The following is a 10,207-nucleotide window of genomic DNA, read 5'->3' as shown; positions in this document are numbered from 1 at the left end:
ACCCGGATCTTCACGTGGATCGCGTCGATGAAGACCACCGGATAAACGGCGTCGAGAGGCCGGCTCTGCCACTCTGCCATGCCCTCCAGGACCTTGTCGGTGATCGTGGAGATGGTCTGGCGGGATACGTCCGCTCCATAGACTTCCGCCAGGTGGGCCTGGACCTCTCCGGTGGTCAGGCCCTTCGCAGTGAGCGAGATGACCATCTCGTCGACGCCGGTCAGGCGTTTCTGCCGCTTCTTGACGATCCTCGGCTCGAAGCTGCCTTCCCGGTCGCGGGGATCGGCTGTCTCGACCGGGCCGACGTCGGTGAGCACGGTCTTGGCACGGGTGCCGTTGCGTGAGTTGCCGCCGTTCTTCCCGGCCGGGTCGTGCTTGTCATAGCCGAGATGGTCGGTGATCTCGCCTCGAGAGCGGACTCCAGAAGCCGCTTGGTCAGCTGCTGAAGCAGCCCGCCCTCGCCGGTCAGCTGAAGGCCCTCGGCCTGAGCCCGGCCCACCAGCTCGTCGATCAGCTGGTCGTCCACAGACTTCGCTGGCGCCGCTTCAGACGGCTCGACGGACTCGGCCTCAGGCATGTTGTCGCTGGTCATCGATGCATCTTCCATGATCGGGAGTTACACCGAACGATTTACAGTCCCCCTCGTTGCTGGACTCCGCCCACCAGCAGCTCGGCGGCAACATCGTGCTGGTCTGGGACAACTACAGCCACCACGTCGACGCCGCCATGCGCGAACTGATCGGGAAGCGGCCGTGGCTGACGGTCTTCCGCTTCCCACGTCGACTCGCAGTCGGTCAAGGGCGCTTCAGGTAAGCAAGGCAACTCGCGGCTTGGGCGGGGGCGCAGCTCGTGGCCGCAGCGTCAGCCCCGCCGGACCGCCCCGAGCTGGGCCCGGTGCAGGTCTGGGGTGGTGAATCGCTGCGCCACCGTGCGCAGGACGCGGGCCATCGCCTGGGCGGGTGGGGTGGCGGGGCGTGCCGCGGCGCGGGCGAGGAGGATGCGGCGGGTGGGGGCCGGTACGTCGGAGGCGAACGGCAGGAGGCGTACGTCGCTGCGGCGGCTGGTGAGGGCCAGGCGGGGGGCTAGGGCGATGCCGAGCCCGGCGGCGACCATGGCCTGTGCCTCCTGGTAGTCGTGCGAGGAGTAGGCGATGCGCGGCTCGAATCCCGCCTGGCGACAGCTGCGGCGCAGGACGTCGGCGACGGGGTGGTTGTCGGCGCGGATGATCCACTCCTGGTCGGCGAGGTCGCCGAGGCGCACGGAGGGATGTGTGCGCAGGGGTGAGTCGGCAGGGACGACCAGCACCGTGGGGTCGTCCAGCAGGTGGGTGGGGGTAAGCGCCGGATCGTCGAGGCGGTTCCATTCGTAGTCCCAGAGCAGCCCCTGCTCCACCTCGCCGGTGTGCAGCATCTCCCTGAGCTCCGCGAGGACTCCGGCGCGTACCTCGATGCGGATGCCGGCGTGGCGGCGTCGGAAACGCGTGAGCGCCAACGGCAGCAGGGACGCGCTCGCCGTGGGGAAGGAACCGAGCCGCAAGGTTCCCTGGTCGAGGGCGGTGAAGGAGTCCAGGTCGGCCTGGGCGGCACGGAGTTCCCGGCGGATCGCCTGACCGCGTTCGGCCAGCGCGGCACCCGCCGGCGTGGGGCGGATACCGCGCGGCAGCCGCTCGATCAGGGGCTGCCCTGCCTCCTGCTCCAGCAGGGACATCTGCTGGGAGGCGGCGGAGGTGGTCATGCCGAGGGCTTCCGCCGCGGCAGTGAGTGAACCGCGTTCGGTGGCCTCGGTGAGCAGCAGCAGGCGACGCACGTTGAGCATGCCGACGACTTTAGCTGAGCTAAACCCAGGTGAAGCGAACTGCGATTGTTCCGAAGTCATGCCTCTGCGAAGGTCTCCGCAATCGCCGAGCGGTTCACCGGCCCGCAATGCGCCCGTAACCACTGCATCGGCCTTTTCCCTACCTCCGTTGACCCAGGAAGAGCCTCAGACGTGCACATTCCCGCGACCCTGGTGCGTGGCGGCACAAGCAAGTGCTGGCTGTTCAACCAGGTCGAAGTCCCGACCGACCGTGGCGACCTCGAAAGGCTGCTGGTCGCCGCGTACGGCGCCACCGATCCCGTGGAGCTGGACGGGGTGGGCGGGGCGACCCCCACCACCTCGAAAGCGGCCGTGGTCAGCGCCTCACCCGAGCCCGGCGTCGACGTCGACTACCTGTTCGCCCAAGTCGGCATCGGGACGGGCTCGGTGGAGTGGACGAGCAACTGCGGCAACTGCGCCACCGGCGTCGCCCTGTACGCGGTGACCAAAGGAATGGTTCCGGTCACCGGCGACCGGACGCGCGTGGTGATGCGCAACACCAATACCGGCGCGGTCCTCGAAGGGATCGTCGACACCCCCGGAGGCGTGGTGCAGCACTTCGGCCGCCAGACGGTACCCGGCACCCGTGCCGGCGGGGTCGCGGTCGGCCTCACCTTCCGCGACCCCGCCCGTACCACTGCCTTACTGCTCCCCACCGGCCAGGCGGCCCAGGACCTGCGGGTCGGCGACGCCGAGCCGGTACGCGTGAGCATGGTGACCGCGGGAGCGCCAGTCGTCCTTGTCGACGCCGCCGGTGCCGGGCGTACCGGTGCCGAGTCACTGGAGCGGATGACCGCAGACGTCTACTGGCTGCGCACCGTCCGTCATACCGCCGCACCCCTGATGGGGCTGCTCCGGCCGGGCGAGGAACCGGGCGACGCGGTGCCCAAGGTGGGCCTGGTCGGCCCGCCGGTTTCGTACACCACCACCCTCGGTGAACCGATCGGTGCCGAGGACTACGACGTATCGGTGCGCATGCTCAGCATGAACGCCCCGCACCCCGCGATCGGCCTGACCTCTGCCGTCGCCGTCGCGGCGGCCGGGCTGCTGCAGGGGTCCGTGGTCTCCCGGATCACGGGCGGCCCGACCGACGAGTGGTTGCGCCTCGGCACGCCCGCCGGCGTCGTGGCGGTCCGCTGCACCGATGTGAGGGACGGCCTGCCGCACCGGGTCACCGTGCGGCGCGCGGCCCGTCTGCTCGCCGACGCCCGCATCTACGTACCGGAAGAGGGCCGCCCGCAAGCCGCCTGAGCCGCGACGAACATCACCTCGGTCGGGCCGGCTCCCCGCCGTCCGTACCGGGATACCCTCGCGCCCCCGGGGGCGCGCCACCCCCGTCCCACCGCACCAAGGACAAAGATGTCTGCTGAAGTGATCTCCATAGGCGCCCTGCTGGTGATGTTCGTGGTCGGCACCGTGCTGCCGATCAACCTGGGCATCCTCGCCTTCGTCGCCACCTTCGCGGTCGGCACCGCCTCGCTCGGCCTCACCGAGGACGAAATCTTCGAGGGGTTCCCGGCCAAGCTCTTCGTCACCATCGTCGGAGTCACCTACCTGTTCTCCGTCGCCCGCCGCAACGGCACCATCGACTGGCTCGTCGCGGCCGGGGTGCGGCTGGTACGCGGCAAGGTCCAGCTCATCCCCTGGGTACTGTTCCTGGTGGCCGCCCTGCTGACGGCGTTCGGTACGTTCACCCCGGCCGCGGTCGCGATCCTCGCGCCGATCGGCATGAATTTCGCGTACCGTTACAAGCTCAACCCGCTGGTCGTCGGCATGATGGTGATCAGCGGCGGGCACGCGGGCGCGTTCTCCCCGCTGGCCGTCTCCGGTGCGCTGGTGCTCGGCCTCGTCGACAAGACCGATCTGCAGGTCTCCGCCGTGGCGCTGTTCAGCGCCAGCTTCGTGATCAACCTGGTGCTCTCGATCCTCACCTACGCCCTGCTCGCCAAGCGTCCCGCCCCGCTGGTCGAGGGCGCCGCGGAGGCAGCCGACGACGAGGACCTCGCCGTCTCCGGCAGGCCAGATTGGCGGCAGTGGCTCACCCTCGCCTGCCTGGTGGCCCTCGTCGTCGGCGCGCTCGGCTTCCACCTGGAGATCGGCTTCCTTGCGCTGGCTGCCGGCGCCCTGCTGGCCCTGGTGGACATGAAGCGGCAGGAGAAGGCCGTGGACGGCGTCAGCTGGTCCACCCTGCTCCTGGTCGCGGGCATGATGACGTACATCGCGATGCTGGAGAAGGCCGGCATCATCGAGGAGATCTCCGAACATGCCGCGGGCCTGGGCGCCCCGCTCGTCGTCGCCCTGCTGCTGTGCTTCACCGTGGCCATCACCTCCGCCTTCGCCTCCTCCACCGCGATTCTCACAGCGATCATCCCCATCGCCGTACCGCTGCTGCTCTCCAGCCACCTCAGCGCCGCCGGACTGATCGCCGCGCTCGCCGTCTCCACGACGATCGTCGACACCTCTCCCTTCTCGACCAACGGAGCACTCGTCCTCAGCAACGCCCGTGGGGTGGACACCCGCCGCTTCTACCGCCAGGTCATCGGCTACACCGGCGGAATCGTCGCCCTCGGCCCCGTCGTCGCCTGGGGCGCCCTGGTCCTGCCCTGGTCATAGCGCAAAGACCGACGACGGACAGCGGAGGGCGCCGAGCTGGACTACGCACGGCGCCCTCCGTGCTGATTCTGTGTGCAGGACCAGGGGGATACAGACGCAGTCGTCAAGCGACCGCCGCTCCGCATCGGGACTATCGCACCCGACCCCGCCCGCCGTCGCGGGCCGTCCCCGCGCCTCTGCGGCCTGTCGCATCCGTGCGCGTCTCCCGCCAGCCGGAAGACCTGATCATCCGCTGGAGCGGAGGGTGGGGCGTTCCCCAGTACTGCTCGGAGCGGGGGCTGTGGGCCCGCCAGGGTCGAGCGTGATCGAGCACTCGGCGCGAGGGGGACAGATGAGCAGTCTGCTGGAGTCCGTACATGGACTTGGTCGGGACGTGGCCGTGCCCGAGGGCCTGCCGGCCCAGGTCGCGGTGGTCACGGGCGACCTATCAGCCGTGGTCCAACTTCACGCCCGAGGCCGGCGTCGTGGAGAAGTTCGCTGACCTGCGCGCTCGGCTGGGACCGGAGGAGTACCGGGCAGAAGGGTTCTCGATCTGGGATGCCGAGGCCGTAGACACATTCGCTGCGTACGACGACCTGGTACCGGAACATCCCGCCGGGAACGGCGACATCCGGCCCCCTCGGATCGAACCCGCCGTGGCTCGGCCGCGCGCATACGACGCCTCGGCCGAGAAGCCCTGAACAAAGCGTTCCAGCGCTTCGGCGAGAAGGAGTTCGGCATCTGGCGATGCCTCGTCGACCGTTTCGAGCAGGCGGCCGAGGCTGCCCGAATAGGGCGCGCTGCCGGTCCCGTCCGAATTTGCCGCCGCCGTGCCCAAGGCGTCGGCCGCGAGGCGGGTATCGGCTTCTGAGACCGTTGCTCTCCCCGGCGAGTCGGACTCCTGCCTGCGTCGGCAGTCCATCCGGCGCAGCAGGACGAACGGGAGGATCACCTTGCGATGATGATGGGGTGCCATGCTGCGGCGCAGTAGATCAGCCACAGCCCAGCTGACGTCCATCAGCCCGCGGGCCGCGACCGCCGGGTGCGCCGCGCCGTGACAGGCGGCGAAGGCACCGTGACGATCAGCATCAAAAATAACGCCCACCTCGGACATCGGTACCCACCTGGTCGAATCCCGGACTCGGCCGCCGCGGCACGGACGGGACGCGGGTGCCCGGTGATGCCCATGGCCGAAAGTGCCGGGCCTGCCCGTCGGATGCCCTTCCACGAGCTCGCCGCCGGGCGTCGGCTTGGGAAGAGCGCGAGGTTAGGAACACCATGCACACACGGTTTGCCATGCCGAAGTCGCGGGGGCGGAGGTACGAAGCATGGGTGTAGGTGGAGCAGGCGCGGGCCAAGATGGCGGCGTCGATCTGAAGGTGTCGAGCCAGGACCTCACCAAACTGGCCGATGACCTCGACGACATGCAGGATCACCTGGACAAGCAGGTAAAGCGGATGGACGCGATCGTCGACCGCATCGAAGCCGGTTGGCGAGGACCGGCAGCGACGGCGTACCGCGGGTTCCACCGGGCGGCGGCCGAGGACGCCATGCGCATCCGCGAAGTGATCCGGCACCTCGAGCAGGCCGTACGTCTGAGCCGGGACGGCTTCACGCAACAGGAGCTGGACGTGGTGGCCGGACTGCGGAGCATTGCGGTGGACATCGACAGCGAGGTCGACAAACTGTCGACACCGAACGCGGAGACGGTCGGGTCCGTCCCTCCGCGCAGCAGCTTCGACTCCTTCTGACGGCCTCTGCGAGAACCTCTGCCGCCACCGCTACGACACCTACGAAACGGGGAATTATGCCGACCGGGAGCGCGGACGACGGCCACATCACCGTCTCCTTCGCCTCCCTCCGCGAGCTCGCCGCCGAACTGGAGGACATCCTCAAAAAGCTCAACAGCAGTCTCGACGACCTCCACGACCGGGTCGTGCCGGTCGTGCTGTCCTGGGAGGGGGAGGCCCGCGAGGTCTTCGTCGACAAGCTCGATGAGTGGGACCGCTCGGCCCAGGACCTTCAGGCGGCCCAGAAGTGGCTGCACGAGTGTGCGGACACGAGCCACATCAACTATGCGGCAGCGCACCAGGCCGTGCTGCGCGGCTGGGGGGCGGCTGATGGGGACGCCGCCGGGCCAGAACGGCACCATCGACGTCAAGCCGTCCGACCTCCACCGCGTCTCCGGCGGTGTGGCGAGCCAGCAGACGGTGATGGACAAAGGCGCCAAGAGCCTGCTCGACGATCTGCAGAAGTACCCGGACGCCGGCGGTTACGGCACCTCGCCTCAGCTTGTCCTTTAACCCTGGTCAGCGGATCCTTCGACGAGCTTCATGAGCGGAGCCAGGATCCGGGGCAGGTCGTTCTCCGAGTTGATCACCTGCTGGTCTTGCCAGGTGTACTCGGTCTGGGAGTCGATGAAGAGCAGTGAAGCGCTTCCCGATTCCCATACGAACAGCTTCCCCAGGCGCTCGTCCGACTCCAGAGTGAGGCTCACGGCCGTTGCCTTCGGGCGCCCTCCGGTTGCTGTGCCAGGGGCTGGCTGATTCACCGTGGGGCTGATCCCGCGAGAGCGGAGTTCGTGTTCTTGTGCGGCATGCCATTCCACGAGCCATTGAACGATCTCCGGCATTAAGCCCCTCGCTGTCACGGTCGAACGAGTCGTCGAACTTGATCGTACGGATGGCGTTCGCCGGACGCTGGGACGGCCTTCGTCCGATCATGTGCTTCGACCAAGGTGCACTGATCGAGACGAAGGCCGTGAAGGTGAGTCTGCTGCCTGACGCTGGTCCCGGGGAAGCATTCGCGAAAGCGTCACGCTTCAGGGACGACTTATTCGACTGCCTGACCGCACGCGGAGACGAACTGTTCGAGCTGGTGGACGCGTTGCTATGTGCTGACGGACCGGTGAGGGCGCCGGTGGACCTCACGTTGGTTGCCGAGCACCGGCGCGGGCACGGTGCCATGTACGGCGCGTTGAACTGCGGGAGCGTGGATGTGCCCCGGCTGCGGCAAGTGCTGGCGGGTTTGCCGATGCCGCAGGCCGCGGACGGGCGGCTGGTGCTGGCGGTCGACGTCAGCAACTGGCTCCGCCCGGACGCGCCGACCAGCGCCGACCGCCTGTTCTGTCACGTCTACGGCCGCAGCGGCCGGTCCTCGGACCAGTTCGTGCCCGGCTGGCCGTACTCGTTCGTCGCCGCCCTCGAATCGGGCCGCACCTCTTGGTGCCAGCTCTTGGACGCCGTCCGTCTCGGTCCGGCCGACGACGTCGCCGAGGTCACCGCCGCCCAGGTCCGCCGGGTGGTCACGGACCTGATCGAGATGGGCCGGTGGCATGTCGGCGACCGAGACATCCTCATCGTCTTCGACGCCGGCTACGACGCCCCGCGCATGGCCCACCTCCTGGCCGGGCTGCCGGTGGAGGTCCTTGGCCGGATGCGCACGGACCGGGTGATGCGCAAGCCGGTCCCGGTACCTTGGATCTCTCCGCCGCAGGGCGGACGGCCGCCGAAGCACGGCAAGGAGCTCCGCTTCGCCAGGCCGGAGACCTGGGGGGAGCCCGACGCGGCCACGACACAGGTCACCGACCGGTACGGCACCGCCCGAGCGATGGCCTGGAACCGCATCCACCCTCGGCTGACGACCCGCTCCGCCTGGATCCACCACACCGGCGACCTCCCCATCATCGAAGGCACGTTGATCCGCCTCCAGATCGACCGCCTGCCCGGCGGCAACGAACCGCTGCCGCTGTGGCTGTGGTCCTCGAAGACCGGGATGACGACTGTCGACGTCGACGTGCGTTGGCAGGCGTTCCTGAGGAGGTTCGACCTGGAGCACACCTTCCGGCTGATGAAGCAAACCCTGGGGTGGACCCGGCCGAAGTTGCGCACCCCCGAGGCCGGAGATCGCTGGACGTGGCTCGTGATCGCCGCCCACACCCAGCTTCGCCTCACCCGCGAAGCCGCGGTGGATCTCCGCCGCCCCTGGGAGAGGCCAGCGGAGCTCACACGGCTCACCCCGGCTCGTGTCCGCCGAGGGTTTCGGAACCTCCGCCCGTACCTGCACTGTCCGGCCCGTGCACCGAAACCCTCAACGCCCGGACCAGCAAGGCCACCTGGCTCCAAGAATCGCCGTCCCACGACCCGTTATGACGTTGGGAAAACGACCAGGCGGCCCGAGAGCATCATCGAGCGCGACAACCTCAGAGGTTAAAAGACAAGCTCAGGCGTTCGCGACGTCGTACGTCAAGGTGGGCAACCGCTTCCTCGAGGTATGGGCCAAGAGCGTCGTCAGCATCGGGGGTGCGGCAGTCGGCTTCACTTCGACGGCCAATGCCTATGCGAAGGCGGATGCGGCCAACGATCCCACCGGGAAGGTGAAACCGGTCGTCCAGCCGTTGCCGAAGGTCATCGAGAAGCCGCCCGCCTACGGCTCCGTGCCGAATCTGAAGTGGGGCGACGACGACGGCGGCGACGACTTCATCCGCAGGATCCTCGAGTGGGTGCCCGAGCCGGTCCGGGACGTGCTGAGGCCCGTGGTGAAGCACGCCTTCCGGATGGGCAAGGTCGCCGAGGTCTATCCGTTTCCACAGCAGCACTACCTGAACGCGCTGTCCAAGGCGTGGATGGCGACGACCATCTCCCTGTCCATGGCGGAGAGCGCGCTGACCGGGAACGTCAGCAGCATCACTCAGCAGACGAACAGCGAGTGGCACGACGCGATGCGCCATTTCTGCAGTTCGCTGTGGGGCACGACGTCGTGGGGCAAGAGCCGCGAGGGCTACGAGTGGAAACACGACAGCTCCTCCTCGCAGACCGCCACCCATCCCGTGATGAGCGTGCTGTTCGACACGGCTCAGAAAGTGAGCGACCTCCTCTACGAATTCGCCGAGGCGGCCGTCTACCTCAATCGCGAGGTGTGGGACGTCTACATCGAGGCCGTACGCGACGCGATTCCCAAGGTCGAGGTCAACCTCAAGGACGGCGTCGGCATGGACGACGTCAAGGGCCTGGTCAAAGGCCTCGCCAAGGGTGTGGCCAAGGGCGCGAGCCAGTTGGGCCAGGGCATCGTCCTGAACATGGACACCGCCAAGCTGAACGCGATCGTCACCGAGTACAACCGGCGGGTCGACGCGCTCGTCCCCCAACTCGACGCACTCATGGACCCGTTGGATGAGGCACATTGCAGCGCTCCCAAGTTCGAAGCCCAGGAGGCGCGTGCGGAGGCTTCGGCATGCGGGCCCTGGAGGAGTTCAAGGACTCGCAGGTCTGGCTGAAGGTCGACTCGACCGGCAAGTACGACCTCAACCTCGCCGCCAACGAGTACTTGGAGCACGGTCACACGCTGGACAGGCACGTCGGCAAGACGGACGAGCAGCTCGCGCAGCGCCTGCGGGACCAGCAGACGAACGGGCCGACCCAGGCCTGGCCGCATGGCAAGCCGTACCCCAAAGCCGCCTCGGCTTTCCCGAACTACCGGCGGGCGGAGGAGCTGACCGAATACAACCTCAACCAGAACCAGGCCGACATCGAGGCCTGGATCAAGGGCCCACCACCGCCGGGGGAGGGAGACGTCAAATCCTTCTACTCGACAGCGCCGAACGGCGAGACCAGCGGCCGCAGCGTGTTCAAACAGCCGGTGGATCCGAGTGACCCGAAGTCCGGGTATAAGACGCCGTTTCAGTTGGTGAGTCGGCGGTAGCTGATGAGGGCTGCGGCGATGCCGACGAAGGCCAGGAAGTGCTCGGCCTTTCGCTCGTAAC

At 68.1% G+C, this 10,207-nt stretch carries 11 protein-coding genes and 2 pseudogenes; 9 read left to right on the top strand and 4 right to left on the bottom strand.

Features of this window, described 5'->3' with window-relative positions:
• A pseudogene (locus tag ACIHAR_RS39530) lies at positions 1-592 on the bottom strand (transposase); the annotation flags it as partial.
• A gap of 53 nt (positions 593-645) precedes the next feature.
• Here ACIHAR_RS39530 and ACIHAR_RS39525 point away from each other — a divergent pair.
• Complete coding sequence (locus ACIHAR_RS39525; protein WP_400024093.1) at positions 646-813, top strand: hypothetical protein; 168 nt, start codon at positions 646-648, stop codon at positions 811-813.
• A gap of 48 nt (positions 814-861) precedes the next feature.
• Here ACIHAR_RS39525 and ACIHAR_RS39520 read toward each other — a convergent pair whose 3' ends face one another.
• Positions 862-1,815 carry a LysR family transcriptional regulator gene (locus ACIHAR_RS39520; protein ID WP_400024091.1) on the bottom strand — a complete coding sequence of 318 codons (954 nt, stop codon included), beginning with the start codon at positions 1,813-1,815 and terminating at the stop codon, positions 862-864.
• A 171-nt stretch (positions 1,816-1,986) separates the two neighbouring features.
• Here ACIHAR_RS39520 and ACIHAR_RS39515 point away from each other — a divergent pair, with 171 nt between their 5' ends.
• The gene (locus tag ACIHAR_RS39515) at positions 1,987-3,105 is read left to right on the top strand and encodes a PrpF domain-containing protein (protein ID WP_400024089.1); all 1,119 of its coding nucleotides are present in this window, start codon (positions 1,987-1,989) and stop codon (positions 3,103-3,105) included.
• A 108-nt stretch (positions 3,106-3,213) separates the two neighbouring features.
• Complete coding sequence (locus tag ACIHAR_RS39510; protein WP_400024087.1) at positions 3,214-4,467, top strand: SLC13 family permease; 1,254 nt, start codon at positions 3,214-3,216, stop codon at positions 4,465-4,467.
• Positions 4,468-4,894: 427 nt separating this feature from the next.
• Here ACIHAR_RS39510 and ACIHAR_RS39505 read toward each other — a convergent pair whose 3' ends face one another.
• A complete protein-coding gene (locus ACIHAR_RS39505) occupies positions 4,895-5,560 on the bottom strand; it encodes a type I restriction-modification system subunit M N-terminal domain-containing protein (protein WP_400024086.1) in 666 nt (221 codons plus the stop codon).
• Positions 5,561-5,774: 214 nt separating this feature from the next.
• On the opposite strand from ACIHAR_RS39505, the gene ACIHAR_RS39500 reads away from it, so the two are divergent.
• The 3 genes and pseudogenes from ACIHAR_RS39500 to ACIHAR_RS39490 all read left to right on the top strand — a co-directional run bounded on the left by ACIHAR_RS39500 (position 5,775) and on the right by ACIHAR_RS39490 (position 6,749).
• Positions 5,775-6,197: a WXG100 family type VII secretion target gene (locus ACIHAR_RS39500; protein ID WP_400024085.1), complete on the top strand. Its 423-nt coding sequence runs from the start codon at positions 5,775-5,777 to the stop codon at positions 6,195-6,197.
• 56 nt (positions 6,198-6,253) lie between these two features.
• Positions 6,254-6,565, top strand: a pseudogene (locus tag ACIHAR_RS39495) (WXG100 family type VII secretion target); the annotation flags it as partial.
• Between the two features lies 1 nt (position 6,566).
• Complete coding sequence (locus ACIHAR_RS39490) at positions 6,567-6,749, top strand: hypothetical protein (RefSeq protein ID WP_400024097.1); 183 nt, start codon at positions 6,567-6,569, stop codon at positions 6,747-6,749.
• Here ACIHAR_RS39490 and ACIHAR_RS39485 read toward each other — a convergent pair.
• Positions 6,746-6,943: a hypothetical protein gene (locus tag ACIHAR_RS39485; protein WP_365468518.1), complete on the bottom strand. Its 198-nt coding sequence runs from the start codon at positions 6,941-6,943 to the stop codon at positions 6,746-6,748. The genes ACIHAR_RS39490 and ACIHAR_RS39485 overlap by 4 nt on opposite strands.
• Before the next feature lie 269 nt (positions 6,944-7,212).
• On the opposite strand from ACIHAR_RS39485, the gene ACIHAR_RS39480 reads away from it, so the two are divergent.
• The 3 genes from ACIHAR_RS39480 to ACIHAR_RS39470 are packed head-to-tail and all read left to right on the top strand — an operon-like array spanning position 7,213 to position 10,146.
• Positions 7,213-8,658 carry an NF041680 family putative transposase gene (locus ACIHAR_RS39480; RefSeq protein WP_400024094.1) on the top strand — a complete coding sequence of 482 codons (1,446 nt, stop codon included), beginning with the start codon at positions 7,213-7,215 and terminating at the stop codon, positions 8,656-8,658.
• Between the two features lie 37 nt (positions 8,659-8,695).
• Positions 8,696-9,721 (top strand): hypothetical protein, encoded by a 1,026-nt coding sequence (locus ACIHAR_RS39475; protein ID WP_400024083.1) that lies wholly within the window; start codon positions 8,696-8,698, stop codon positions 9,719-9,721.
• Positions 9,679-10,146 carry an RNase A-like domain-containing protein gene (locus ACIHAR_RS39470; RefSeq protein WP_400024082.1) on the top strand — a complete coding sequence of 156 codons (468 nt, stop codon included), beginning with the start codon at positions 9,679-9,681 and terminating at the stop codon, positions 10,144-10,146. The genes ACIHAR_RS39475 and ACIHAR_RS39470 overlap by 43 nt, the downstream gene beginning before the upstream one ends.
• The last annotated feature ends 61 nt before the right edge of the window (positions 10,147-10,207 follow it).

Origin of the sequence: Streptomyces sp. NPDC052016 (assembly GCF_044548445.1) — a bacterium.
Lineage (GTDB): Bacteria > Actinomycetota > Actinomycetes > Streptomycetales > Streptomycetaceae > Streptomyces.
The sequence above is the reverse complement of the archived record's forward strand: the minus strand, read 5'-3'. Positions and strand labels throughout refer to the sequence as shown.

Excerpts from the sequence above, each read along its gene's own strand:
- ACIHAR_RS39490 (WP_400024097.1), top strand. The coding sequence starts at position 6,567 with ATGGGGACGCCGCCGGGCCAGAACGGCACCATCGACGTCAAGCCGTCC.
- ACIHAR_RS39520 (WP_400024091.1), bottom strand. The coding sequence starts at position 1,815 with ATGCTCAACGTGCGTCGCCTGCTGCTGCTCACCGAGGCCACCGAACGC.
- ACIHAR_RS39500 (WP_400024085.1), top strand. The coding sequence starts at position 5,775 with ATGGGTGTAGGTGGAGCAGGCGCGGGCCAAGATGGCGGCGTCGATCTG.
- ACIHAR_RS39505 (WP_400024086.1), bottom strand. The coding sequence starts at position 5,560 with ATGTCCGAGGTGGGCGTTATTTTTGATGCTGATCGTCACGGTGCCTTC.
- ACIHAR_RS39510 (WP_400024087.1), top strand. The coding sequence starts at position 3,214 with ATGTCTGCTGAAGTGATCTCCATAGGCGCCCTGCTGGTGATGTTCGTG.
- ACIHAR_RS39470 (WP_400024082.1), top strand. The coding sequence starts at position 9,679 with ATGCGGGCCCTGGAGGAGTTCAAGGACTCGCAGGTCTGGCTGAAGGTC.